Consider the following 24,522-nt stretch of genomic DNA (forward strand, 5'->3'; position numbering starts at 1 on the left):
CAAAGCCATGACTGGTAACTGGCGCGATCGCGCGGGCACGACTTTCGATTGTCAGAAACGGCCGGCGTCGGGTAGCCGCGGCATGGTGGTCAGCAATCATCCGCTCGCCTCGGCGGCGGGCGCCGAGATGCTGGCGGCCGGCGGCAACGCCATCGATGCGGCGATCGCCACCCTGTTCACGCTGACTGTGGTCGAGCCGATGATGGTCGGCATCATTGGCGGCGGCATGGCGCATATCCGTCTTGCCGACGGCACGCATCGCTTCATCGATGGCCAAAGCGCAGTCCCGCTCGCGATACGGCCCGACACCTACAGGTCCAAACCGGGTTCGGCGCATGACGTGTTCGACACCGTCGACGACGAAAATCTAAATGGTCCGAAGGCTGTCGCGACCCCCGGCTCACTAAAGGCCTGGTGCGAGACCTTACGCAGGTTCGGCACCATGAGCCTTGCCGACGTCGTGCAGCCCGCGATCAAGCACGCTTCGCGCGGCTATGCAGCGACGCCCTATTTGCACGAATGCATCACGGATAGCGCGCAGGAGATGCTGAAGGACAAGGCGATTTCGGCGATCTATCTGCCCGACGGAAAACCGCTCGCCGCGGGGGCGCGCGTGGTGCAGTCGGAATATGCGGAAACGCTTGCCTATATCGCGCAGCATGGCGAGGCGGCACTGTACGAGGGGGCGCTCGGCGACATCCTGGTCGACTACATGAAGGCGCATGGCGGCTTTATCACGCGAAAAGACCTCGCCTCCTACAAAACGGTCGAGCGCGCGCCGATCCGGGCCGACTACCGCGACTGGGAGATCCTTGGTCCGCCGCCGCCGGCTGCTTCCGGCGTGCACATCGCGCAGATGCTCAATATTCTCGAGGGCTACGACATCGCAGCCAAGGGCTTCGGCACATCGGAGACGATTCACCTGTTGGCCGAAGTGCTGAAGATCGCCTTTGCCGATCGTGCGGCGGCGAGCGGCGATCCCGACTTCATAAACGTGCCGGTCGAGCGGCTGACCTCGAAGGACTATGCCGATGAACGTCGCCGCGCGATCGATATCGCGCGCGCGAAAAAATGGGGCGCGGGCGTCGAGCTGTTCGAAAGCGCGCACACGACCCATATGACGGCAGCGGATGCGATGGGGAATGTGGTCGCGACCACGCAGACCATCAACAATCTGTTCGGGGCGAAAATTCTGATCCCGGGGCTCGGTACCGTGCCGAACAATTACATGAACCTCTATGATCCCCGGCCCGGCCATGCCCTGTCGGTCGCGCCGGGCAAGCGGGTCACCACCTCGATGTCGCCCATGATGGCGCTGCGCAACGGCAAGCTCGTATACGCACTGGGCCTGCCCGGCGGAAAGCGGATTTTCCCGAGCGCGCTACAGGCGCTGATCAATCTGATCGACCATGGCATGGGGCTGCAGGAAGCGGTGGAGGCGCCACGGGTCTGGACCGAAGGCAATGCGCTCGAAGTCGAACAGGCGGTTCCGCAAAGCGTTCGCAAGGATCTCGCGGCGATGGGCCATCATGTTGTGGCGGTGCCGACCGTGGCAGGTGGCATGAATGGGATCCAGTTCCACGACGATGGCATGCTGTCGGGCGCTGCGTGCTGGCGCGCCGACGGCACGCCTATTGGAATCGCCGGAGGCTACGCGCGGGCCGGCGTACGATTTGGGTTGAGCTGACATTGCGCGAAGCGCGATCGAGCAAGGAAAAAGTACCCCTCGTTCGTCGGCGCTCGGCAATCAACCGAAATAAAATGGCTAAAAGTTAACCGGCATCACCTTGATCGGATGCTCGCTCTTGCAGTTAAATCTCCCGCGGACGGCGAAATCCAGGAAGGAAAAAGAGGAAGCCATGAGCTTTGTACGGGTCGCGGCATCAGCCGTCATCTTCACTCTCATGTCGGCGGTTTGCGCGACGGCCAAGCCGATCGTCATCGGCAAAGACACCAATCTGCGCAAGTCGCCCGGGACCACGAGCGAGGTTGTGACCCTGCTGACGACGGGGACGATGGTCGAAATCGGCAAGTGCAGCAACGGCTGGTGCGAGGCCTCGTTCGACGGGAAAGACGGCTACGTCATCGCGCAGAATGTCGGCATGGCGCCTGTGCGCAGGCCGCCGCCGCGCGGATCCGAAATGGTTGAGGAAGTAGACGACTATGCTCCGCCGCCCGGCTATGTCGTTGGCCCACCGGTCTATTACGGCTACGGACCGTATTACGGCTATGGTTATGGCTACGGCTGGGGATACCGGGGCGGCTGGGGTTGGGGACGGCGCTGGTAGCACGCTGCCTTATTTGCGCACGCAGATCACGCGAACCATTGCGGCTTTGGCGTCCGTCGAAGTGCCAGTTGCGTTGACGCCATTGGCTTTGAGGAAATCGCGCACGGTATCGGCCGGCACCAGCGACGCCTGCGACGCGGGCGTGGCGTTGGATGGTCCGGCGATGACGACCGGCTTCAGCAACGCGATGCCGGCGAATTTGCCGTCATCATCGCGCGCGGCAGCGCCGGAAAAGCCGAGCGCGGGGGCCGGCGATAGCGCAAGATCGCTGCCGCTGCCGACTTGCGTCGCCGATGACTTGACACTGCTCACAGCAGCGCCGCCGCCCTGGTTTTGCGGATCGGCAATGCCCGTCAACTCCAAGGTTGATTTTGCGGTACCGTTGACGATGTCGAGCGGTTTCAAACCGCGTGCGCCATAGATGCGCAGCAACGCGAGGCCGTGGTCTTTGTCCTCGGCCGTGCGATCGGCATTGCCGTAACCAGCAATCGTGATCGCCAGGCATCCATCGGTGATCTCGCGATCGGCAATGATCGCGCCATCCTCGCTGACGACAATTCCGGTGCCATAGTCGACGGTCTTGCGCGGCGGTGGCCCCGCGATCTGTGCTCCCGCCGGAAATGGATTGAACGCGCTCGACATCGCGATCACCACCGGCTCGACGGTGTTTTCGGTGGCCTGATCGTACAGGATGGTGAGGATGCGAACCTGGTCGTCCCTGAACGTGCCGCGCACGTAAAATTTCTTCAGGCCCTGCAAACCCGACAACACGAAGAAGTCCGGCTTGACCACCGTGTAGTCGACGGAGCGTCCGGCGGGCTCTTTCTTCTCCCGCTCGGCAAGCTTTGCGGTGGTCGGATTGGCCTCCTTGCGGCGCGCCAGCAGAATCTGGATCGTGCCGCTGGGAGAACTCCATTTCGCGCCGTTGGCGTCGCTGGATTGCTGCGGCACCAGCTTGGCCGGGATGCCGAGCCGCACGCCGCTGCCGGCGTCGGTGACGATCTTCCAGCCGACATTCTCCTGCCGCCGCTTCGCGGTGTCGGCGAGCTCGCCGCGCTCCTGCGGATTGAGGACGCCGGTCGGCTTGCCGCCGCGCTCCTTCTGAAAATCCTTGATCGCAGTTACCATGCGCTCGCTGACGTCGCCGGTGATCGCGCCGTTATACTGGCCGACCCAGGCGAGGTCCGATTGCAGCGCCAGGCGCTCCCCTTGCGCCATCGCATTGGCGGTATCGGCCGGGGTCTGTAAAGCAGGACGGACGGGTGTGGTGGCTACGGGTTTGGCTTTGGCGCCTGCCGTGGGCGGCGGTGTCGTCTGAGCCTGTACGGCGGTCCCCGTCGCCACCAACATCAATGTTGCGGTCAACAACGATCTCATGACAAATCTCAGGCCCCATTGAAGCGTACGCAATTAAGCACATCTGTTTGGTCTGCAACAACGGCGTGGTGGTTCAAGGACCCAGGGACAAGGAAATACCTGATCATGCTGAGCGCCGACGAACTCGAACGCTATGCCCGCCATATCGTGCTGCGCGAGGTCGGTGGCCCCGGTCAGCTCGCGTTGAAGGAAGCCTCTGTGCTGGTGATCGGCGCCGGCGGCCTCGGCGCGCCCGCGCTGATGTATCTCGCCGCGGCCGGCATCGGCCAGCTCGGCGTGGTCGATGACGATATTGTCTCGTTATCCAATCTGCAGCGTCAGATTATTCACACCACGCCTGACATCGGACGGCGCAAGGTCGACAGCGCCGCCGGGCAGATTTACGCGCTCAATCCTCATGTCCGGTTTGAAGCCCACGCGACGCGGCTGGATGCCGGTAATGCGATGGCGCTGATCGGCGGCTATGATCTCGTGCTCGACGGATCCGATAATTTCGAGACCCGCTATCTCGTGTCCGACGCGTGTTTCCTCGCGGCCAAGCCGCTGATCACGGCGGCGCTCGGCATGTTCGATGGATCGCTGACCACGATCCGCGCGCACGAGAAAAATGCCGTCGGCGAATTCAATCCGACCTATCGCTGCCTGTTTCCCGAACCGCCGCCATCAGGCACGGTGCCCGCCTGTGCCGAGGCCGGCGTGATGGGCGCACTGGCCGGCGTATTGGGATCGATGATGGCGCTGGAGGCAATTCGCGAAATCGTTGGTTTCGGCGAAGGCCTGGTCGGACGATTGCTGATGCTGGATGCGCGCGCGATGCGCTTCGAAACCCTGCGTTACCAACGCGATCCCGCAAACCCGCTCAATGGTGATGCACCCGTCATCACCGATTTGAGCGGGCATCGCTAGAGCATGATCCGGAAAAGCGGGAACCGGTTTTCCCTCGCGACAAACGCGAAGCGTTTGCGCGGAGATCATGCTCAAACGAAAGGATAACGTCAGGACGCTTTCGCGGGCTTCTCGCTGTCCATATGGACAAGTTGTGACTCCGGATACCGCGCACCTGCGGCGATGCCGGGCGGGAACGTCTTGGCGAGCGCGGCGAGATGCGCCGGCGTCAATTTTACATCAAGCGCGCCGAGCGCCTCAGTCAGACGGTCGCGGCGTCGCGCACCGACCAGCGGCACGATATCCTTGCCTTGCGCCGCGACCCAGGCGATCGCGACTTGTGCGGTCGATGCGCCGACCTCATCGGCAATCGCCCGCAGCGAATCCACCAGCGCCAGATTTGTGTCGAGATTGCTGCCCTGGAAACGCGGGCTCATTTGCCGGAAATCCTGCGCGCCGGAACGGTCCTTTGACCAGTGTCCGCTGATCAGGCCGCGCGCCAGCACGCCATAAGCGGTGATCCCAATGCCGAGCTCGCGGCAGGTCTTGAGAATGTCGCTCTCGATGCCGCGCGCGATCAGCGAATATTCGATCTGCAGGTCGCAGATCGGATGCACCGCATGTGCCCGGCGGATGGTGTCGGAGCCGACTTCGGAAAGACCGATATGCTTGACGTAGCCGGCCTTCACCATCTCGGCGATGGCGCCAACCGTTTCTTCGATCGGCACCGATGGATCGAGCCGTGCCGGACGATAGATGTCGATATGATCGGCGCCAAGGCGCTGAAGCGAATAAGCGAGGAAGTTTTTTATCGCTGCCGGGCGGCTATCGTAGCCCGACCAGTTCCTGGCGGGATCGCGTAGTGCGCCGAATTTGACGGAGATCTGCACATTGTCGCGGTTACGGCCGGCGAGCGCTTCGCGGATCAGCATTTCATTGTGGCCCATGCCGTAGAAGTCGCCGGTGTCGAGCAGCGTGATTCCGGCATCCAGCGCAGCGTGCACGGTGGCGATGCTCTCGCTGCGGTCGGTCGGACCGTAGAAATCCGACATTCCCATGCAGCCGAGACCGATGGCGGAGACGGTTGGGCCGGTTGAACCGAGTTGACGTTTTTCCATGTGACTTCTCCTCGAAAATGGCTGCGGGCAATCCCGTGCCGATATCGCGACGCTGATATGACGCTTTTCCATTGAGGTGATAAGCTGGACAATCCTGAATAGCTTGTTCATTATATCGAACAATGAGCGATTTCGATCTCCGCGATCTCGACGCCTTTATCGCCGTCGCCCGCACCCGGAATTTCCGGCGTGCGGCGCTCGAGCAGCGGGTCTCGGTCTCAAGCCTCAGCCAGCGTCTGCGCGACATGGAAGAGCGGCTCGGCGTCCGCCTGATGAACCGCACCACCCGCAGCGTCGCGCTGACGGAGGCCGGCGAGTTGTTGCTGGCCCGAGTCGGGCCGGCGATGTGCGATGTCGGTGACGCGCTGGATCAGGTGCGGGGCCTGCGCGACGTGCCTTCAGGGCGGCTGCGCATCAATGCGCCGCCACCGGCGATCGATCTGGTGCTGGCGCCGATGGTCGCGCCGTTCTTGCAGCGATACCCGCAGATTGATCTCGAGATCGTCGCGGAAAGCTCATTCATTGACATCGTCGATGCCGGCTTCGATGCCGGTGTGCGCTATGGCGAACATCTGGCGCAGGACATGATCGCGGTCTCGCTAGGTCCACCGCAACGCTACGTGGTCGTGGCATCGCCGCAATATGTTGCGCGGCATGGCCGCCCGAAACATCCCAGGGACCTGCTCGATCACACCTGCATCCGCACCCGCTTCGGCAGCGGCGTGATGCAGGATTGGGAATTCGAGAAGGCCGGTCGCGCGATCAAGGTGGCGCCGCCCGCAAAACTGGTCGCGACCTATCTCGGCCTGGCGATCAAGGCGGTCTACGACGGCTTGGGGTTCTGGCTGACGTTCGAGGGCTACGTGCGCGAGGCGATCCAGTCCGGCGCGCTGGTCAGTGTGCTCGACGACTGGTGCGCGCCGTTTCCCGGACCGTTTTTGTACTACCCGAGCCGGCGCCAGCTGCCACCGGCGCTCGGTGCATTCATCGCGTTCGTCGCCGAGTGGCGAAAGCAGGAGCGACGAAGAGATAGGGCGCCGTAGCACTCGCGGAAAACCGTCATCGTCCCAGCCTTGAGCCGGGGCCCATAATCACCCGCTTGAGAATTTGTAAAAGGTTGGGGCCGCCGCGCGGCACAACAACACAGATCGGCGGTTACGGGTCTCCGCGTTCGCGGGGACGACCCGTTGAAACAATTTCTCACAACATGCTTGGCAGCACGCGGTCCGGCGGCTTGTGGTTATCGAGGAAGGCGCGGATGTTGATGATCACCTTCTCGCCCATTTCAACGCGGCCTTCGATCGTGGCCGAGCCCATATGCGGCAGCAGTGCCACCTTGCCGGCTCTCGCCAGCCGCACCAGTTTCGGACTGACCGCGGGCTCGTTCTCGAATACGTCAAGGCCGGCGCCGCCGATCTCGCCGGCTTCGATCAGCTTGATCAGGGTATCTTCGTCGATCACTTCGCCGCGTGCGGTGTTGACGATATAGGCGTCCTTGCGGATCAGCTTCAGCCGCCGCGCCGACAGCAGATGAAACGTGGCCGGCGTGTGCGGACAGTTGACCGAGATGATGTCCATCCGCGCCAGCATCTGGTCGAGGCTTTCCCAATAGGTCGCGCCCAGCTCGTCGGCGATGCGCGGCGCGACGGGTCGGCGGTTATGATAGTGAATCTGCAAACCGAAGGCCCGCGCGCGGCGCGCAATGGCCTGGCCGATGCGGCCCATGCCGATGATGCCGAGCCGTTTTCCGCCGATGCGATGGCCGAGCATCCAGGTCGGCGACCAGCCCGGCCAGTTCTTGCCCTCGGTGAGGATCGAGGCGCCTTCGATCAGCCGGCGCGGCACCGCCAGGATCAGCGCCATGGTCATGTCGGCGGTATCTTCGGTCAGGACCTTCGGCGTGTTGGTCACGGTGATGCCGCGCGCATGCGCGGCCACAACATCGATATTGTCGACGCCGTTGCCGAAATTGGCGATCAGTTTCAGTTTGCAGTCGGGCTGCTTGAGCAGCTCTTCGGTGATCTCGTCGGTAACGGTAGGCACCAGCACATCGGCTGACCGGACCGCCTCCGCAATTTGCTCCGGTGTCAAAGGCGTATCGTCGAGATTGAGCCGGGCGTCGAACAGCTCCCGCATGCGGGTCTCGATCGAGTCCGGCAGCTTGCGTGTCACGACGACGAGAGGCTTTTTCTTGACCGACATGTCCTGCTCTTATGAGGTTCGTTCAGACCTCATTAACCCGGTTATTCGACACTGCCGGTGCAGCGCGATCCCGGCGTTTCCGTGGGGTTCCCCGATATTTCCCTTGAATTCCCTGAGGGAAATTCGGCGTCGTCTTGTTGTCCGGCGTTCCGTCCTCTCTAGCAGAAGGCCGGGCCAAGACAAGAACCCCGAAATGAGGGCGCCGAGGGGCGGGCGAGTACAGGGGTTCAAGGGGTCGGCATTCAGCTCGAAGGACTTGAGTTGATATCCCGGCAGGAGACGAGTTGATGTTGGGGCGTTTTTGTTCGGTGGTGGTGCTCGCGGGCGGCTTGCTGGGTGCGTCGGTCAGCTCAGGGTTTTCGGCAAAGGATACAGCCGCCACCACGACCGGCCTGCCGGTTCCGCGCTATGTCAGCCTCAAATCCGATCACGTGAATGTCAGGGCCGGTCCGACCAAGGACAACGACGTCGCCTGGATCTACACCCGTTCGGGTCTGCCGGTCGAAATAACAGCCGAATTCGAGAATTGGCGCCGGGTGCGGGATTCGGAAGGCTCTGAAGGCTGGGTCTATCACTCGCTGCTGTCAGGTCGCCGAACCGCCGTCGTCACGATGAAGCGCAAGGACGAGCTGGCCCCGATCTATGATCACGCCGATCAGGCCAGTGCGGTCGCTGCCCGCCTGCAGGCTGGTGTCGTGGCTCAGGTTAAAAAATGCGCCTCAAGCTGGTGTCACGTCAGCGGTAACGGCTTCGATGGCTGGATCCAGCAAGAACGGCTGTGGGGTGTCTACGCCGACGAGAAGGTGGATTGAGTTTTCGCAATCGTCATGCCCGCAGCTTGTCGCAGGTATCCGTGTCTTAATTTTTCATGCACCAAAAATGGTGATGGCCGGGAGCGCAGACAGGTCTACGCCGTCTGCGCGAGGCAGACGACTAAGCTCGGCCATGATGATCAAAAATAGTGTGAAGTCTCAGCGCTTCTTGCGCAGCCGGACCACCATGTCGACCCGGGCGATTTCGTAGCCTTCGGGGATTTCCGGCATCTTCTGTAACATCAGATGCGGATCCGGAATGTCGACCAGCTCGTGATTGTTTTCGAGATAGAAATGGTGGTGCGTGGACACGTTGGTGTCGAAGTAGGTCTTGGTGCCGTCGACGCTGACCTGACGCAAGAGACCCGCATCGGTAAGCTGGTTGAGGGTGTTGTAGACGGTCGCCAGCGACACCGGAACCTTGGCGAGGGTCGCTTCCTCGTAAAGCATTTCCGCGGTGAGATGGCGCGCGCCCTTGCCGAACAACAGCCAGCCCAGAGCCATGCGTTGACGGGTGGGGCGAAGGCCCGCAGCCTGCAGCATTTCGTTGACGTCGTGCCATGGGCAACCGGTCAGCGCCGGTTGATGCGTCGCACCATGGGCGGCGGGAATGACAGCGTCATCATTCAACATCGAGGCGTCGTCGTTCATTTCCACGTCAGGCACCACGCGCGTTATCTTGGCAATATTCGATCCAATATAAGAAGCAAATGCGTTACATGCAAGTTTTTCGCAACTAGAACGAACCCAAAGGTTAAACGGAACTAGCGGCCGAATGCCGCGATTTACCCCGTCGGGATGCTTTGCCGCCCGGAGAGCCTATGTTAGAGAGCCCGCGGACCCGCCTATGCGATTTTCGCATAGGCGCGCGGCGGTTTGCGGCAAGTTTATCGGGCCTGCGGTATTCGCGCCATGGTGCGGCAATGGGCGCGTTTCCACCGCAAAACGGGTCCAAAAGCGCTCCATCGGGATTTTAAAAGAGGCGAGACAATATGCTCAATCGGCGCGGCGGTTACGAATATGAAGATTTGCTGGCGTGCGGCCGGGGCGAGATGTTTGGCCCCGGCAACGCCCAGTTGCCGCTGCCTCCGATGCTAATGTTTGACCGCATCAGCGAAATTTCCGAGACCGGCGGCGAATATGGCAAGGGCCTGGTCCGTGCCGAACTCGATGTGAAGCCGGATTTATGGTTCTTCGGCTGTCACTTCAAGAATGATCCAGTCATGCCAGGATGTCTCGGTCTCGATGCTCTGTGGCAAATGGTCGGCTTTTATCTGGGCTGGGTCGGCGGCGAGGGCCGCGGCCGGGCGCTCGGCCTCGGTGAATTGAAGCTGGCCGGGCAGGTGCTGCCGAACGTTCGCAAGGTTGTGTACAACATCGACATCAAACGGGTGATGCGATCAAAGCTGGTGTTAGGAATCGCGGATGGGTGGCTTTCCATGGATGGCGAGATTATCTATCGCGCGAAGGATCTGAAGGTCGGACTGTTCAAGCAAGGCACCGCGCCGGCTTGAACCGGATCATCGCAAAACACACACAAACAAACACAAAGCGCAAAGACAGGGCGAGGCGATCATGAGGCGCGTTGTTATCACCGGGATGGGCATTGTCTCATCGATCGGAAACAACACCCAGGAAGTGTTGGCGAGCCTTCATGAGGCGAAGTCAGGAATCACGCGCGCGGATAAATATGCCGAGCTGGGTTTTCGCTCCCAGGTGCAGGGTGCGCCGACGCTAAATCCGGCCGAGATGATCGACCGTCGCGCGATGCGATTTCTGGGCGAGGGTGCTGCCTGGAATCACGTTGCGATGGAGCAGGCGATCCAGGACGCCGGCCTTGAGCCCTCCGAAATTTCCAATATCCGCACCGGCATCATCATGGGTTCGGGCGGCCCGTCGGCGCGCACCATCGTCGAGGCTGCCGATATCACGCGCTCCAAGGGACCGAAGCGGGTCGGACCGTTTGCGGTGCCAAAGGCGATGTCATCGACGGCATCCGCGACGCTTGCGACCTGGTTCAAGATCAAGGGCGTGAACTATTCGATCTCGTCGGCTTGCGCGACGTCGAACCATTGTATTGGCAACGCCTATGAAACGATCCAGATTGGCAAGCAGGATGTCATCTTCGCCGGCGGCTGCGAGGAACTGGACTGGTCGCTGTCGGTTCTGTTCGACGCGATGGGCGCGATGTCGTCGAAATACAATGATACGCCGGCAACCGCGTCCCGTCCCTATGATATCAGCCGCGATGGTTTTGTGATCGCGGGCGGCGCTGGCGTGGTGGTGCTCGAGGAGCTTGAGCATGCCAAGGCACGCGGCGCGCGCATCTATGCCGAAATCGTCGGCTATGGCGCCACCTCTGACGGTTACGACATGGTGGCGCCCTCGGGCGAAGGCGCCGAGCGCTGCATGCGCATGGCGCTGGAGACCGTGAAGACGCCGGTCGACTATATCAACCCGCATGCGACGTCGACGCCGGCCGGCGATCCGCCGGAAATCGAGGCGATCCGCAAGGTATTCGGAGCCGGCGAAAAATGCCCGCCGATTTCCGCGACCAAGGCGCTGACCGGGCATTCGCTTGGCGCCACCGGCGTGCAGGAAGCGATCTACTCGCTATTGATGATGAACAACGGCTTCGTTTGCGAGAGCGCCCACATCACCGAACTCGATCCTGTGTTCGCCGACATGCCGATCGTGCGCAAGCGGATCGATAACGCCAAGTTGGGGACCGTGCTTTCGAATTCCTTCGGATTCGGCGGCACCAACGCCACGCTGGTGTTCAAGCGGCTGGATGCGTGAGATTCGAAGTTGTCATGCCCTGCGAAAGCGGGGCATCCAGTACGCCCGGCCATTTCGGAACTATCGTAACGCTTCGTGTTACTGGATCGTCCGGCCGAGCCGGATGTTGACCGTCAGAGAGATGAGTGGAGCGGACCGACGATGCAGGACCTAATGAAGGGCAAGCGCGGGTTGATCATGGGCGTTGCCAATGATCATTCAATTGCCTGGGGCATTGCCAAGACACTGGCCGCACAGGGCGCCGAACTCGCCTTTACCTATCAGGGCGAGGCGCTGGGCAAGCGGGTCAAGCCGCTGGCGCAGTCACTGAACGTCGATACGGTCTTGCCCTGCGACGTTGAGAATCTCGATAGCGTCGATCAGGTCTTCGATGCGCTGCGGAAGAAATGGGGCCAGCTGGATTTTCTGGTTCACGCAATCGCCTTCTCCGACAAGAATGAGCTGAAGGGGCGTTACGCCGACACCACGCGCGAGAACTTTTCGCGCACCATGCTGATCTCCTGTTTTTCATTCACGGAGCTCGCCAAGCGGGCGGCTGAAATGATGCCGGCTTCCGGCGGCGCGATCATCACGCTGACCTTCGGCGGATCGGTGCGGGTGATGCCGAACTACAACGTGATGGGCGTGGCAAAGGCGGCGCTGGAAGCCTCGGTGCGATATCTCGCGTCCGATTTCGGACCGCGCGGCGTCCGCGTCAATGCGATCTCGGCGGGGCCGATACGCACGCTCGCGGGGTCCGGCATTGGCGATGCGCGCGCGCTGTTCGGGTTTATGCAGAAGCATTCGCCGCTCGGCCGCGGCGTAACGCTGGACGAACTCGGCGGCTCCGCACTGTACCTTTTGTCCGATCTCTCCGGCGGTGTCACCGGCGAAATCCACTACGTGGATTCCGGTTACAACGTCATCTCGATGCCGCGGCCGGAAGAGCTGAAGGCGGAATAGTCGGGATGCTGTCGCATAATTAATGCGTCATGCCCCGCGAAAGCGGGGCGGCATCCAGTACTCTGCGGCTTCCCGATTTTTACACCAATGTCTCTGCAATACCGGATCGGCCGCTTCTCGGGCGACGAAGCTCGTCGATCCTCACCCCGCGGCGAGCTTTTCGGCGCGCTGGAACGCGGGCCGCGCCACGCAGCGCGCGATATAGGCGTCGAATGACGGCCGCGACGGCACCATCTTGAACAGCCGTACCGAAAAATTCAGCGCTGAGCCAATCGCGATATCCGCGGCGGAAAAATTCTCGCCGAGAATCCACGGCCCTTTCGTAAGCGCATTGTCGAGCACATCGAACACCCGCTGCGCGTCGCCCCAGCCCGCGGCCACGGAATTCATCTCGATCTTGGTTGCGATCTGCACCATCGCGGGTTCGATGCAGCCGGGCGCGAAGAACAGCCAGTACAGATATTTCGCGCGCAAGGGATCGCCCAGAGCAGGCGCCAATTTCGCCTCGGGGTAGCGCTCGGCGACATAGGCGCAGATCGCGGCGGCTTCCGCCAGTGCCGCCTCGCCATCCCTGAGCGCCGGCACCTTGCCCATCGGATTGATCGCAAGATATTCGGGCGTCTTCTGTGCGCCGGCGGAGATATCCGTCAGCACCCGCTCGTAAGGCTGCCCGGTTTCTTCCATCAGCCAGAGTGCGGTGAACGAGCGCGAACGCGGCGACCAATAGAGCTGCATCATGGGGCGGATCCTTGTTTCATCCAGCGATAATATTTCATCACGAATCCCGTCATCGGCTCGACCGCTTCCTTCTCAAACACAAAACCCTCGCGCTCGTACCAGCGCCAAGCTTTTTCATTTTCACGCACGCAGCGCAACCAGATTTGATCCGGCATCTGCTGCCGCGCGAAAGCGAGCAGTTTTCGCCCGAGGCTTCGGCCCTGATAGTCCGGCGCCACGAACAACTGGTCGAGATAGCGGTTGGGAATATGCAACGCCAGCATCGCCGCGAGCGTTCCGCCGTCGTCGGCAACATAAAGACTCCAGCCCTTCTCGATCTCGTGCGGGACCCGCGCGCGCAACTGCGCCAGCAAAAACTTGCTGGCCTCCGCGAGCCCCGTCGATACCCAGCTGTTCATCCAGACGCGCGCGACCTCGTCATATTCGTCCGGGCGCGCGGGGCGGATTGTGGGCGGCATAAGATGGATCCTTGGACCGCCCCATGCCCCAGATGCCATTGGAGGATTTCACCCCTCTCCGCTTGCGGTGAGGGCCGAGGCGGGGGCCACTCGATCAATACACCCATCCCGGTCCGCTCGGAAAGAGCCTCCCGCTGCCCCGCGTAAGCGAGGTTTTCCGGCAGATCCTTGCAACGGCCCGACAAAAAAAGCCCCCGCGATTTCTCGCGGGGGCCTGTTCAACTTCAATCGACCGTGTCCGACTTACTCCGCCGCCTGCAAGTGCGGCGTCTTGTGATCATGCAAGTCGAAGCGATCCGCATTCATTACCTTGGTCCACGCCTTGACGAAGTCTTTGGCAAACTTCTCCTTGGCATCCGCGCTTCCATAGACTTCCGCGAGGGCGCGGAGCTGGGAATGCGACCCGAAGATCAGATCGACGCGTGTGCCGGTCCACTTCACCGCCTTCGTCTTGCGGTCGCGACCCTCGTACTCGCCATCGGAGCCAGCCGGCTGCCACTCCGTGCTCATATCGAGCAGGTTCACGAAGAAGTCGTTGGTCAGCGTTTCCGGCTTCTTGGTGAAGACACCGTGCTTCAAGTTGCCGGCATTAGCGCCGAGCACGCGCAGGCCGCCAACCAGCACCGTCATCTCGGGCGCCGTCAGCGTCAGCAATTGCGCCCGATCCACCAGGGCCTCCTCCGGCATCATGAACTGCGGCTTACCGCTGATATAGTTGCGGAAGCCGTCAGCGCGGGGTTCGATCGGTGCGAAGGAAGCGGCGTCGGTTTGCGCCTGCGACGCGTCCATGCGGCCCGGCGTGAACGGCACCGTCACGGTCAGACCGGCATCCTTTGCTGCCTTTTCGATTGCGGCGCTGCCGCCGAGAACGATCAGGTCGGCGAGCGACACTTTCTTGCCGAACTCTTTCTGGATCGCTTCGAGCTTCTGCAGGACCTTCGCCAGCTCGGGCGGATTGTTGACGTGCCAATCCTTCTGCGGGCTCAGGCGAACGCGCGCACCATTGGCACCGCCGCGTTTGTCGGAGCCGCGGAACGTGGAGGCCGATGCCCAGGCGGTCGAGACGAGCTGCGACACGGTGAGACCCGAGGCGAGGATTTTCGACTTCAGCGCGGCGACGTCCTTGTCGTCGATCAGCGGATGATCGACCGCGGGGATCGGGTCCTGCCAGATCAGCGTTTCCTTGGGCACGAGCTTGCCGCGATAGCGCACGATCGGCCCCATGTCGCGGTGCGTGAGCTTGAACCAGGCACGGGCAAAAGCGTTCGCGAACTGGTCCGGATGCTCGTAGAAGCGCCGCGAGATCTTCTCGTAGGCCGGATCGAAGCGCAGCGCGAGGTCCGAGGTCAGCATGGTCGGAACATGCTTCTTCGACTTGTCATACGCGTCGGGAATCGTGGCCTCGGCGCCTTTCGCTGTCCACTGCTGCGCGCCGGCCGGGCTCTTGGTCAGCTCCCATTCGTACTTGAACAGGTTGTCGAAGAAGTGGTTGCTCCACTTTGTCGGTGTTTGCGACCAGGTCACTTCCAGGCCAGCGGTGATGGCGTCGGCGCCGAAGCCGGTGCCGTACTTGCTCTTCCAGCCAAGGCCCTGATCCTCGATCGCCGAGCCTTCCGGCTCGACGCCAATCAGCGATGGATCGCCGGCACCATGGGTCTTGCCGAAAGTGTGACCGCCTGCGATCAGCGCCACGGTTTCTTCATCGTTCATCGCCATGCGGAAGAACGTCTCGCGAATGTCCTTTGCCGATCCGAGCGGATCCGGCTTGCCGCCCGGGCCTTCCGGGTTGACGTAGATCAGGCCCATCTGCACCGCGCCGAGCGGTTCCGCGAGCTGGCGTTCGCCGCTATAGCGTTCGTCGCCGAGCCAGGTGCCTTCGGGACCCCAATAGAGCTCTTCAGGCTCCCATGTATCCGCGCGGCCGCCGGCAAAGCCGAACGTCTTGAAGCCCATCGATTCGAGCGCGACGTTGCCGGTGAGAACAAACAGGTCGGCCCAGGAAAGTTTGCGGCCATATTTCTGCTTGATAGGCCACAGCAGGCGGCGCGCCTTGTCGAGGTTCGCGTTGTCAGGCCAACTGTTGAGCGGCGCGAAGCGCTGCTGACCGGCGCCGGCGCCGCCGCGACCGTCGGTGATGCGGTACGTACCGGCGCTATGCCACGCCATGCGGATGAACAATCCGCCGTAGTGACCGAAGTCGGCTGGCCACCACTCCTGCGAGTTCGTCATCAAGGCATGAAGGTCCTTGATCACCGCGTCGAGGTCGAGGCTCTCGAATTCCTTGGCATAGTCGAAAGCTTCGCCCATCGGATCGGCGGCGGGCGCATTCGTGTGGAGCACGCCGATATCGAGGTGCTCTGGCCACCAGTCGCGGTTCCTGTGTCCGTGGCTGCCGCCTGTGAATGGGCACTTGCCGCTGCTGTCGTCACTTTTTGCGTCCATGTTTCTTCTCCTCGTGTGTTCTGTAATTTTCTTCGAGTTGTTGCGTTGGAAGGTCAGCCATTGCCGTCATCCTTCCGCTGGGTTGTTGATGACAGCCCTTCGGCGACGGCGATAGTTCGCAATCCGAGAAGGCTCTGCGTTTCCAAAGTTGCTGTTTCCGGGGCGTCCGAACGAGCAGGCGGCCAAAAACGGTTTCGCTCTAGCACTAGCTCGTATCGCTACTTTGGAAGATATCTAACATCAGGTCCAGTCGAATTGTCTTGAGCTCTCGATCAGTTTATCTGATCGGGGATGATTACGCTGCGGCAGCTTCGTTACCTCTCCGCGCTCGCCAAGCACGGCCATTTTGGCCGGGCGGCGGAGGCCTGCGCGGTCACGCAACCGGCACTGTCGATGCAGATTCGCGATCTGGAGCGCACACTTGGCGTTGCGGTGGTCGAGCGGCGCCCGGGCGATGTAATCTTAACCGATGTCGGGCGGGAAATAGCCCGACGTGGCGAGGACGTGCTGGCCGCCTCGCGTGATCTGGTCGATTTCGCGAGGCATCGCCGCGGCGTGCTGACGGGGCGGCTGACACTCGGGGTGATCCCTTCGCTTGCGCCCTATTTACTGCCGCGAATTCTGCCTCCGTTGCAAAGCCGGTTCCCGGAATTGCGTCTGGAACTGCGGGAAACCCAAACCAGGCAACTCGTCGAAGACGTCAAGAACGGGACCCTCGATGCCGCGATGCTGGCGCTGCCGGTGGACGAGCCGGATATCAATGCCATCGCTCTGTTTGAAGATCTGTTTCTGCTCGCGGTGCCCGCGGACGATCCGCGCGCGGAGACGATGCGCGTGGCCGCCGAGGACATCGATCAAAGCCGGTTGATCCTGCTTGAAGACGGGCATTGCCTGCGCGATCAGGCGCTGGCGTTTTGTGGGACCGCGCGTGGGCGGGCAGTGGGAGCTGCGGGCACAGCGTTTGGCGCCAGTAGCCTTACAACTGTGATGCAAATGGTCGCCGGCGGCTACGGCGTCACGCTGATCCCACAGATCGCCGCCGACGTCGAACAGCGCGATGACCGGGTGAAATTGCTTCGGCTGAAAAATCCGCAACCCGGCCGCACCATCGGCCTCGTGTTCCGCCGCACCTCGCCGCGCAAGGATGATTTTGCCGCGCTAGGGGATGTGGTGAAGGAAAGCGTGGATCAACCATCCGCGGGGTCATCATTGCGAGCCAGCGGGTCGGTGCAAAGCGCCGCCCGACGACAGGCTCCGCGAGGTAACGCAGAGTCTTGATTGAGAAACTGGATTGCTTCGTCGCTTTGCTCCTCGCAATGACAAAAGGGCAGCTCTTGCTCACGCAAAACAAAAAGGGCGGCTGAAAAGCCGCCCTTCGTTGTTCTTGTCTTGTTGTTCTTGCCTTGGCGAAACCTACTCGCCGGCGGCTTCGCGTGGCGGCGGAGCTTCGGTCTTCTGCTTGGCTTCGAGGTCTTCGCCGGTCGCCTGATCGACGGCCTTCATCGACAGCCGCGTCTTGCCGCGATCGTCGAAGCCGAGCAGCTTGACCTTGACCTTGTCGCCTTCCTTGACGACGTCGGAGGTCTTCTGCACGCGATTGGACGCGAGCTGGCTGATGTGGACCAAGCCGTCCTTGGCGCCGAAGAAGTTCACGAACGCGCCGAACTCCATCACCTTGACCACGGTGCCTTCATAGATCTGGCCGATTTCCGGATCGGACGCGATCGACTTGATCCACTTGATCGCGGCCTTGATCGATTCGCCGTCGGCGGACGCGACCTTCACGGTGCCGTCATCATCGATATTGACCTTGGCGCCGGTCTTCTCGACGATTTCGCGGATCACCTTGCCGCCGGTGCCGATCACTTCGCGGATCTTGTCGGTCGCAATCTTGAAGGTCTCGATGCGCGGCGCGTATTCGCCGAGCTCGGCGCGCGCCGCGGTCAAGGCCTTCGACATCTCACCGAGAATGTGGATGCGCCCGTCCTTAGCTTGGCCGAGTGCGACCTTCATGATCTCTTCGGTGATGCCCTCGATCTTGATGTCCATCTGCAGCGAGGTGATGCCCTGATCGGTGCCGGCGACCTTGAAGTCCATGTCGCCGAGATGATCTTCGTCGCCCAGGATGTCGGACAACACCGCGAAGCGCGAACCCTCGAGAATGAGGCCCATGGCGATGCCCGCCGTCGGCCGCTTCAAGGGAACACCCGCATCCATCAACGCCAGCGAGGCGCCGCAGACCGACGCCATCGAGGACGATCCGTTGGATTCGGTGATTTCCGAGACCACACGCACGGTGTAGGGGAATTCGTGATGCGGCGGCAGCACCGGGTGAATCGCGCGCCAGGCCAGTTTGCCATGGCCGATTTCGCGACGCTTGGTGCCGCCGAGGCGTCCGGTCTCACCGACCGAGTAGGGAGGGAAGTTGTAGTGCAGCAGGAACTGCTCCTTGTAGGTGCCCGACAGCGAGTCGATGTACTGCTCGTCTTCGCCGGTGCCGAGCGTGGTCACCACCATCGCCTGGGTTTCACCGCGGGTGAACAGCGCCGAACCATGCGCGCGGGGCAGCACGCCGACCTCGGCGATGATATTGCGCACGGTCTTTGAATCGCGGCCGTCGATGCGCTTGCCGGTGTCGAGGATGTTCCAGCGAACGATCTTGGCTTCCAGCTCCTTGAACACGCCGGCGATGCGGAGCTTGTCGTATTTCGGCTCCTGACCTTCCGGGAAATAATGCGCCATCACCTTTTCCTTGGCGGCGCCGACGGCGGCATAGCGATCCTGCTTGACCGGGATTGCATAGGCCGCGCGCAGATCCTTCTCGATCAGCCCGAGCATTTCCTTCTCAAGCGCGCTCTCATCGACGATCTTGACGTCGCGCGGCTCCTTCGCGGCCTTTTCGGCCAGCTCGATGATCGCGTTGATGACCGGCTGGAAGTGCCGGTGACCGAACATCACGGCGCCGAGCATGATGTCTTCGTTCAGCTCCTTGGCTTCCGATTCCACCATCAGCACGGCGTCGGCGGTGCCGGCGACGACCAGATCGAGCTGGGTCTCGACCATTTCGTCGAGCGTGGGGTTGAGCACATATTCGTCATTGGCAAAGCCGACGCGGGCGGCGCCGATCGGGCCCTTGAACGGCGCGCCGGAAATGGTCAGCGCCGCGGAGGCTGCGACCAGTGCGAGAATGTCGGGATCGTTCTCCATGTCGTGCGAAAGCACGGTAACGATGACCTGGGTTTCATTGCGCCAGCCATCGACGAACAGCGGGCGGATCGGACGGTCGATCAGACGGGAGACCAGCGTCTCCTTTTCGGTCGGACGGCCTTCGCGCTTGAAGTAACCGCCGGGAATGCGGCCCGCGGCATAGGCCTTCTCCTGGTAGTCGACGGTCAGCGGCAGGAAGTCGACGCCTTCGCGCGGCGTTTTCGCCGCAACGACGGTGGCAAGCACGACGGTCTCGCCATAGGTTGCCATCACGGCGCCGTCGGCCTGACGGGCGATCTTTCCGGTTTCAAGCTTGAGGGGACGTCCACCCCAGTCGATTTCGACTGAATGAGTATTGAACATTGCGATCTTCTTTCATGGGTTCACGAAAGAGGGGACGCCCAAAAACACAAAAACCATGCGCAAGATGGCGAGACGCTGATCTCGATGCGAGGTCAGCATCCGGCGATCCTGCCATGGTTTTTATGCTTCGGATGGCGTCCATCCTTTCGGTAGTACGGGCACCTTGCCCGTTCCGCCCAGCGGCCGGATTGCTGCTGGACGATAGTGCGCATAACCGTTGGCAAAAACCGCAAAGTCCGGTTTTCGGGGTCATACGAAAACGCGCGCAAACAGGCGCGCGTACTTGCAGAATCAGCGACGAATGTTGTGCTTTTCTAGCAACGCCTTGTAACGCGCCTCGTCCTTCTTCTTGATGTAATCGAGAAGGGAGCGACGCGTCGACACGAGCTTCAAAAGGCCACGACGCGAATGGTTGTCCTTCACGTGGGTCTTGAAGTGCCCGGTGAGGTTGTTGATGCGTTCCGACAGGATCGCAACCTGGACCTCGGGCGAGCCGGTGTCGCCGGCCTTGTTGGCATTCGTCTTGATGACTTCCGCTTTGCGTTCGGCGGTAATCGACATCGTCAAATACTTTCGTTGTTGCGAGCCGAACTGGCAGTCAGTCCGGTCAGGTTGAACACGCGCTTGGGGATGAGTTCGCCATTGCCAATTTCGGCGAGGGCCAGAAGCCGGCCTGCCACCGTGACATAGACTGTGCCGCTACTATTGGGCGCATCCCGTCCGCGCAACAAAACGGCCTGGCCCCGATGGAGCCTTGCCGCATCAGCCCGTGTGACGGCCAGTGCCGGGATGTCGTCCAGCGCGGTCTCAACGGGCAAAAGCGCGTCGGCGAGGCTGCCCTCGCCAGACGCGGCTCTATTGCACAAAGCCTCCAATTGTTCCAGCGGAATCATATCGGCCTCGCCGAACGGGCCGACCAGGGTCCGCCGCAGGGCGCAGATATGGCCGTAACAGCCGAGAATTCGGCCGATATCGCGGGCCAGCGCCCGCACATAGGTTCCCTTGCCGCATTCGGCCTCGAACACCGATTTTCCGCTATCTATATGTTCTACAAGGGTTAATTCGTGAATCTCGACCGGCCGCGGCTTCAGCTCCACGGTCTCGCCGTCCCGGGCCAGATCGTAGGCGCGCTCGCCCTGGACCTTGATGGCGGAATATTGCGGCGGGGTCTGTTCGATCTGGCCGGTGAACTTCGGCAGTAATTCCCGGACCGCCTCGGCGGACGGCCTGAGATCGCTGGTCCGGGTTGCCCGTCCTTCCGTGTCATCGGTATCGCGCTCCTCGCCCCACGCCACCGTGAAGCGATAGCGCTTGCGGCCGTCCATCACGAACGGAACGGTCTTGGTGGCCTCGCCCATCGCGATCGGCAGTCCGCCGGAAGCGAGCGGATCGAGTGTGCCGGCGTGCCCGGCGCGCTTGGCCTGGAATAGCCGCTTCACGACCGCGACCGCATGCGTCGATGTCATGCCGATCGGCTTGTCGAGCACGACCCAGCCGTGAACGTCGCGCTTGTCGCGGCGCGGCTGGTTGTTCTGGCGCTGCTGCCTGTCGCGCGGATCGTTATTCGTCCTTCGCGCATCATCGCGATGCCCATCGACAAAAATATTTTTTTCAGGGGCGTTTGTTTCAGTCGTTTGCGCATCGATTCCGCTGTTCGCGGTGGTCACAATCATCACTCGTCGTCCGAATCGGGTGCGAGGTCTCTTTGCACCGCAGGTGTTCGCAGTAATTTCTCTATTCGTTCCGCTTCATCGAATCGCTCATCGACACGAAAGCGAATGTCAGGAGCAAATTTTAAGTTAACGCGGTGCGCGATCTCGCCGCGCAGGAATTTCTTGTTGCGCTCCAGGGCCGCGATCACGGCATCGGTGTCGCGTCCGCCGAGCGGCATCACATAGATGGTCGCAAGCTTCAGATCCGGGGACATCCGCACTTCGGGCACGGTGATGATATGGCCCTCGAGATCCGGATCATGCACGCTGCCCTGCGACAGAATATCCGCAATCGCGTGACGCACGGTCTCACCGACGCGCAACTGACGCTGCGAGCCGCCGGAGGCGGAATTCTTTTTCTGGTGCTGGCGAGGCATTCTCGTCTCTCAAAACCGTCATGCCCGCGCTCGTCGCGGGCACCAACGTCTTTCTCTGGGAATCAAAGGCGTGGATGGCCGGAACAAGTCCGGCCATGACACTGCATTTTCAGTTAATAAAAATCCGCGCTTCGTAGGATTTGGACTTACAGAGAGCGCTGGATCGTCTCCACGCGATAACACTCGATGATGTCGCCGGCGCGCATGTCGCCGTAGTTCTCGAACGCCATGCCGCATTCCTGGCCGGCGGCCACTTCCTTCACTTCGTCCTTGAAGCGCTTCAGCGTTGACAGCTTGCCTTCGTGCACCACGACGTTGTCGCGGATCAGGCGAACATTGGCGCCGCGCTCCACGGTGCCGTCGGTGACGCGGCAGCCTGCAACCTTGCCGACCTTGGAAATGTTGAACACTTCCAGGATCTGGGCATTGCCGAGCATGGTTTCGCGCAGCGTCGGTGCCAGCAGGCCGGACATCGCTTTTTTGATGTCGTCCACGAGATCGTAGATGATGTTGTAGTAACGGATCTCGATGCCGTTGCGCTTGGCGGCGGCGGCGGCCTCCTTATTGGCGCGCACGGAAAAGCCGATGATGGCGGCGTTGAAGCCTTCGGCCAGCGTCACGTCGGATTCCGAAATGCCGCCGACACCGGCATGCAGGATGCGTGCGGCGACCTCGTCGGTGCCGAGCTTTTCCAGCGAGCCGAGGATGGCTTCGAGCGAACCTTGCACGTCGGCCTTGACGACCAGCGGGAATTCCTTGCGGCCCGAAGTCTTGAGCTGCGACATCATCTGCTCAAGCGAACCGCGCATGCCGGAAATGCTGGCGGCGGCGTTCTCGCGCTTCTGGTGGGCGCGATAGCTCGTGACCTGACGGGCGCGGGCCTCGTTCTCGACCACGGCCAGGCGATCGCCGGCTTCCGGCGGTCCGTTGAAACCAAGCACTTCGACCGGCACCGATGGTCCGGCCTCGTCGATGGTTTCACCCTGGTCGGAAATCAATGCGCGGACGCGGCCCATTTCGGCGCCGGCCACGATGATGTCGCCCACACGCAGCGTTCCGCGTTGCACCAGCACGGTCGCGACCGGACCACGGCCGCGATCGAGCTTGGCTTCGATCACGGTGCCCTCGGCGGGACGTTCCGCATTGGTCTTGAGGTCGAGAATTTCGGCCTGCAATGCGATCATCTCGAGCAGCTTGTCGAGATTGGTCTTGTTCTTGGCAGAGACCTCGACATCGACGACGTCGCCGCCGAGTGACTCGACCTGCACTTCATACTGCAGCAGTTCGGTGCGCACGCGCTCGGGCTTGGCATCCTGCTTGTCGATCTTGTTGATCGCCACGATCATCGGAACCTTGGCCGCCTTGGCGTGATTGATCGCTTCCACCGTCTGCGGCATGACGCCGTCATCGGCCGCGACCACCAGCACCACGATGTCGGTGACCTTGGCGCCGCGGGCGCGCATCGCGGTGAACGCGGCGTGGCCGGGGGTGTCGATGAAGGTGATCATCTTGCCGCTCTCCGGCGACTTCACCTGATAGGCGCCGATATGCTGGGTGATGCCGCCGGCTTCACCGGAGACCACGTTGGCATGGCGCAGTGCGTCGAGCAGCGAGGTCTTGCCGTGGTCGACGTGACCCATCACGGTTACGACCGGCGAGCGCGGCTCGGTATCGGTCGAATCGTCGACGATGTCGAACAGGCCTTCTTCAACGTCCGACGCGGCGACGCGCTTGACGGTGTGGCCCATTTCCTCGGCGATGAGCTGCGCGGTATCGGCATCGATCACGTCGGTGATCTTGTGCATCGCCCCCTGCTTCATCAGCAGCCGGATCACGTCGACCGCGCGCTCGGACATGCGGTTGGCGAGTTCCTGGATGTTGATGGCTTCCGGGATGATGACTTCGCGCGTGAGTTTTTCCTTGGGTTCGTTCGACGCATGACCCTTCAGGCGCTGGGTGCGGCGGCGGAACGACGCAATCGATCGCTCGCGCACGTCGTCGGCGTTGAGCGCCGTGACCAGGGTCAGGCGGCCGCGCTGCTTTTGCGGCGCCGGCTTGGCAGTGGTTTTGGGAGCTGCCACGGGACGGGCAACGCCGCCGGGGCCGCGACGGATCTGACGCGGGCCTTCATCCTCGTCGGAGCCGTCGGCTGCGACGCCGGGCGCACGCACCGGTGCAACCGGGGCACGTGCCGTGGTAGCAGCGGCAGCGGTGGTGGTGGTAGCCGCGGCCTTGGCCTCAGCCTCGCCAAAACGCTTCTTGGCTTCGAGCTCTGACTTGCGCTTGGCTTCCTCATCCTGCCGATGGCGTTCTTCCTCGGCCTTGCGGCGGGCTTCCGCGGCTTCGCGCTCGGCCTGTTCGATGCCTTCCTTGCTGCTGCGGCGTTTGGCTTCTTCCTCCGCGAGCCGTCGTTCTTCAATGTCGCGGATTTTGGCGTCAGCCAATGCACTGGCGCGCGCGGAACGCTCGTCCTCGGTCAGCGTGCGCAGCACCACACCCGAATTGCTGCGCGGCGCGGCGGGCGCCGTCGCAGCAGGACGGGCAAGCGGCGGCTTGGCGGGCGCCGCAACCTTGGCTACGACCGGTTCGGGCGCGCTGGGGGCCTCGGTCGCGGGTCCATCGCCGCCAAGGCGGCGCTTGCCACGCTTTTCAACCACCACCTGCTTGGTGCGGCCATGGCTGAAGCTCTGGCGCACGGTGCCCGTCTCGACGCGCGGCTTGAGCGTCAAGGTCTTGGTCGGGACACTTAGTGTCTTGTCGCCAGGAGTTTTCGTATCAACCATTCACTCGTCCTAATCTCGT

The 24,522-nt window shown here is 62.0% G+C and carries 21 protein-coding genes; 9 read left to right on the forward strand and 12 right to left on the reverse strand.

Going from position 1 to position 24,522, the window contains the following annotated elements:
* Positions 1-7: 7 nt before the first annotated feature.
* The gene (gene ggt / locus BLV09_RS25895) at positions 8-1,687 is read left to right on the forward strand and encodes a gamma-glutamyltransferase (protein WP_146689397.1); all 1,680 of its coding nucleotides are present in this window, start codon (positions 8-10) and stop codon (positions 1,685-1,687) included.
* 172 nt (positions 1,688-1,859) lie between these two features.
* Positions 1,860-2,288 (forward strand): SH3 domain-containing protein, encoded by a 429-nt coding sequence (locus tag BLV09_RS25900; protein WP_146689398.1) that lies wholly within the window; start codon positions 1,860-1,862, stop codon positions 2,286-2,288.
* A gap of 9 nt (positions 2,289-2,297) precedes the next feature.
* On the opposite strand, the gene BLV09_RS25905 is transcribed toward BLV09_RS25900, so the two are convergent.
* Complete coding sequence (locus BLV09_RS25905) at positions 2,298-3,665, reverse strand: peptidoglycan-binding protein (RefSeq protein WP_146689399.1); 1,368 nt, start codon at positions 3,663-3,665, stop codon at positions 2,298-2,300.
* A 105-nt stretch (positions 3,666-3,770) separates the two neighbouring features.
* On the opposite strand from BLV09_RS25905, the gene BLV09_RS25910 reads away from it, so the two are divergent.
* Positions 3,771-4,571: a HesA/MoeB/ThiF family protein gene (locus BLV09_RS25910; protein ID WP_100385090.1), complete on the forward strand. Its 801-nt coding sequence runs from the start codon at positions 3,771-3,773 to the stop codon at positions 4,569-4,571.
* Between the two features lie 89 nt (positions 4,572-4,660).
* Here BLV09_RS25910 and BLV09_RS25915 read toward each other — a convergent pair whose 3' ends face one another.
* Entirely contained in the window at positions 4,661-5,668 is a 1,008-nt protein-coding gene (locus BLV09_RS25915) for an aldo/keto reductase (RefSeq protein ID WP_146689400.1), read from the reverse strand.
* Positions 5,669-5,790: 122 nt separating this feature from the next.
* Here BLV09_RS25915 and BLV09_RS25920 point away from each other — a divergent pair, with 122 nt between their 5' ends.
* Complete coding sequence (locus BLV09_RS25920) at positions 5,791-6,711, forward strand: LysR family transcriptional regulator (RefSeq protein ID WP_146689401.1); 921 nt, start codon at positions 5,791-5,793, stop codon at positions 6,709-6,711.
* Positions 6,712-6,868: 157 nt separating this feature from the next.
* Here BLV09_RS25920 and BLV09_RS25925 read toward each other — a convergent pair whose 3' ends face one another.
* Positions 6,869-7,870, reverse strand: coding sequence for a 2-hydroxyacid dehydrogenase (locus BLV09_RS25925; protein ID WP_100385093.1), 1,002 nt, complete (start codon positions 7,868-7,870; stop codon positions 6,869-6,871).
* Positions 7,871-8,154: 284 nt separating this feature from the next.
* Here BLV09_RS25925 and BLV09_RS25930 point away from each other — a divergent pair, with 284 nt between their 5' ends.
* A complete protein-coding gene (locus BLV09_RS25930; RefSeq protein ID WP_100385094.1) occupies positions 8,155-8,682 on the forward strand; it encodes an SH3 domain-containing protein in 528 nt (175 codons plus the stop codon).
* Between the two features lie 159 nt (positions 8,683-8,841).
* Here BLV09_RS25930 and irrA read toward each other — a convergent pair whose 3' ends face one another.
* A complete protein-coding gene (gene irrA / locus BLV09_RS25935) occupies positions 8,842-9,315 on the reverse strand; it encodes an iron response transcriptional regulator IrrA (protein WP_433994446.1) in 474 nt (157 codons plus the stop codon).
* A gap of 359 nt (positions 9,316-9,674) precedes the next feature.
* On the opposite strand from irrA, the gene fabA reads away from it, so the two are divergent.
* The 3 genes from fabA (at position 9,675) to fabI (ending at position 12,423) form a co-directional block, all read left to right on the forward strand.
* Complete coding sequence (gene fabA / locus BLV09_RS25940; RefSeq protein WP_100385096.1) at positions 9,675-10,196, forward strand: 3-hydroxyacyl-[acyl-carrier-protein] dehydratase FabA; 522 nt, start codon at positions 9,675-9,677, stop codon at positions 10,194-10,196.
* Positions 10,197-10,257: 61 nt separating this feature from the next.
* The gene (gene fabB, locus BLV09_RS25945; RefSeq protein ID WP_146689402.1) at positions 10,258-11,481 is read left to right on the forward strand and encodes a beta-ketoacyl-ACP synthase I; all 1,224 of its coding nucleotides are present in this window, start codon (positions 10,258-10,260) and stop codon (positions 11,479-11,481) included.
* A 141-nt stretch (positions 11,482-11,622) separates the two neighbouring features.
* The gene (fabI, locus tag BLV09_RS25950; protein ID WP_146689403.1) at positions 11,623-12,423 is read left to right on the forward strand and encodes an enoyl-ACP reductase FabI; all 801 of its coding nucleotides are present in this window, start codon (positions 11,623-11,625) and stop codon (positions 12,421-12,423) included.
* Between the two features lie 141 nt (positions 12,424-12,564).
* Here fabI and BLV09_RS25955 read toward each other — a convergent pair whose 3' ends face one another.
* From BLV09_RS25955 to katG, 3 genes are all read right to left on the reverse strand, one after another.
* Positions 12,565-13,161 (reverse strand): glutathione S-transferase family protein, encoded by a 597-nt coding sequence (locus tag BLV09_RS25955; RefSeq protein WP_146689404.1) that lies wholly within the window; start codon positions 13,159-13,161, stop codon positions 12,565-12,567.
* Positions 13,158-13,619: a GNAT family N-acetyltransferase gene (locus BLV09_RS25960; RefSeq protein WP_146689405.1), complete on the reverse strand. Its 462-nt coding sequence runs from the start codon at positions 13,617-13,619 to the stop codon at positions 13,158-13,160. The genes BLV09_RS25955 and BLV09_RS25960 overlap by 4 nt, the downstream gene beginning before the upstream one ends.
* A gap of 243 nt (positions 13,620-13,862) precedes the next feature.
* Entirely contained in the window at positions 13,863-16,061 is a 2,199-nt protein-coding gene (katG, locus tag BLV09_RS25965) for a catalase/peroxidase HPI (RefSeq protein WP_146689406.1), read from the reverse strand.
* 291 nt (positions 16,062-16,352) lie between these two features.
* Between katG and BLV09_RS25970 the strand changes: the two genes are divergently transcribed.
* On the forward strand, positions 16,353-17,339 hold the full coding sequence (locus tag BLV09_RS25970; protein WP_100385102.1) for a LysR substrate-binding domain-containing protein: 987 nt from the start codon (positions 16,353-16,355) through the stop codon (positions 17,337-17,339).
* A gap of 135 nt (positions 17,340-17,474) precedes the next feature.
* Here BLV09_RS25970 and pnp read toward each other — a convergent pair whose 3' ends face one another.
* From pnp to infB, 5 genes are all read right to left on the reverse strand, one after another.
* Positions 17,475-19,631 (reverse strand): polyribonucleotide nucleotidyltransferase, encoded by a 2,157-nt coding sequence (gene pnp, locus BLV09_RS25975; RefSeq protein WP_146689407.1) that lies wholly within the window; start codon positions 19,629-19,631, stop codon positions 17,475-17,477.
* Between the two features lie 291 nt (positions 19,632-19,922).
* The gene (gene rpsO / locus BLV09_RS25980) at positions 19,923-20,192 is read right to left on the reverse strand and encodes a 30S ribosomal protein S15 (RefSeq protein WP_079540211.1); all 270 of its coding nucleotides are present in this window, start codon (positions 20,190-20,192) and stop codon (positions 19,923-19,925) included.
* A gap of 2 nt (positions 20,193-20,194) precedes the next feature.
* Positions 20,195-21,304: a tRNA pseudouridine(55) synthase TruB gene (truB, locus tag BLV09_RS25985; protein ID WP_146689408.1), complete on the reverse strand. Its 1,110-nt coding sequence runs from the start codon at positions 21,302-21,304 to the stop codon at positions 20,195-20,197.
* A complete protein-coding gene (gene rbfA, locus BLV09_RS25990) occupies positions 21,304-21,720 on the reverse strand; it encodes a 30S ribosome-binding factor RbfA (RefSeq protein ID WP_146689409.1) in 417 nt (138 codons plus the stop codon). Before rbfA ends, truB begins: the two co-directional genes overlap by 1 nt.
* Positions 21,721-21,866: 146 nt before the next feature.
* Positions 21,867-24,503, reverse strand: coding sequence for a translation initiation factor IF-2 (gene infB / locus BLV09_RS25995; protein ID WP_146689410.1), 2,637 nt, complete (start codon positions 24,501-24,503; stop codon positions 21,867-21,869).
* Between the last annotated feature and the right edge of the window lie 19 nt (positions 24,504-24,522).

Source organism: Bradyrhizobium canariense (genome assembly GCF_900105125.1).
GTDB lineage: Bacteria > Pseudomonadota > Alphaproteobacteria > Rhizobiales > Xanthobacteraceae > Bradyrhizobium > Bradyrhizobium canariense_A.

What these genes read in the sequence shown, in the direction of transcription:
- ggt (WP_146689397.1), top strand. Translation starts at nt 8, where the DNA reads ATGACTGGTAACTGGCGCGATCGCGCGGGCACGACTTTCGATTGTCAG.
- BLV09_RS25900 (WP_146689398.1), top strand. Translation starts at nt 1,860, where the DNA reads ATGAGCTTTGTACGGGTCGCGGCATCAGCCGTCATCTTCACTCTCATG.
- BLV09_RS25905 (WP_146689399.1), bottom strand. Translation starts at nt 3,665, where the DNA reads ATGAGATCGTTGTTGACCGCAACATTGATGTTGGTGGCGACGGGGACC.
- BLV09_RS25910 (WP_100385090.1), top strand. Translation starts at nt 3,771, where the DNA reads ATGCTGAGCGCCGACGAACTCGAACGCTATGCCCGCCATATCGTGCTG.
- BLV09_RS25915 (WP_146689400.1), bottom strand. Translation starts at nt 5,668, where the DNA reads ATGGAAAAACGTCAACTCGGTTCAACCGGCCCAACCGTCTCCGCCATC.
- BLV09_RS25920 (WP_146689401.1), top strand. Translation starts at nt 5,791, where the DNA reads ATGAGCGATTTCGATCTCCGCGATCTCGACGCCTTTATCGCCGTCGCC.
- BLV09_RS25925 (WP_100385093.1), bottom strand. Translation starts at nt 7,870, where the DNA reads ATGTCGGTCAAGAAAAAGCCTCTCGTCGTCGTGACACGCAAGCTGCCG.
- irrA (WP_433994446.1), bottom strand. Translation starts at nt 9,315, where the DNA reads ATGTTGAATGATGACGCTGTCATTCCCGCCGCCCATGGTGCGACGCAT.
- fabA (WP_100385096.1), top strand. Translation starts at nt 9,675, where the DNA reads ATGCTCAATCGGCGCGGCGGTTACGAATATGAAGATTTGCTGGCGTGC.
- fabB (WP_146689402.1), top strand. Translation starts at nt 10,258, where the DNA reads ATGAGGCGCGTTGTTATCACCGGGATGGGCATTGTCTCATCGATCGGA.
- fabI (WP_146689403.1), top strand. Translation starts at nt 11,623, where the DNA reads ATGCAGGACCTAATGAAGGGCAAGCGCGGGTTGATCATGGGCGTTGCC.
- BLV09_RS25955 (WP_146689404.1), bottom strand. Translation starts at nt 13,161, where the DNA reads ATGATGCAGCTCTATTGGTCGCCGCGTTCGCGCTCGTTCACCGCACTC.
- BLV09_RS25960 (WP_146689405.1), bottom strand. Translation starts at nt 13,619, where the DNA reads ATGCCGCCCACAATCCGCCCCGCGCGCCCGGACGAATATGACGAGGTC.
- katG (WP_146689406.1), bottom strand. Translation starts at nt 16,061, where the DNA reads ATGGACGCAAAAAGTGACGACAGCAGCGGCAAGTGCCCATTCACAGGC.
- BLV09_RS25970 (WP_100385102.1), top strand. Translation starts at nt 16,353, where the DNA reads ATGATTACGCTGCGGCAGCTTCGTTACCTCTCCGCGCTCGCCAAGCAC.
- pnp (WP_146689407.1), bottom strand. Translation starts at nt 19,631, where the DNA reads ATGTTCAATACTCATTCAGTCGAAATCGACTGGGGTGGACGTCCCCTC.
- rpsO (WP_079540211.1), bottom strand. Translation starts at nt 20,192, where the DNA reads ATGTCGATTACCGCCGAACGCAAAGCGGAAGTCATCAAGACGAATGCC.
- truB (WP_146689408.1), bottom strand. Translation starts at nt 21,304, where the DNA reads ATGATTGTGACCACCGCGAACAGCGGAATCGATGCGCAAACGACTGAA.
- rbfA (WP_146689409.1), bottom strand. Translation starts at nt 21,720, where the DNA reads ATGCCTCGCCAGCACCAGAAAAAGAATTCCGCCTCCGGCGGCTCGCAG.
- infB (WP_146689410.1), bottom strand. Translation starts at nt 24,503, where the DNA reads ATGGTTGATACGAAAACTCCTGGCGACAAGACACTAAGTGTCCCGACC.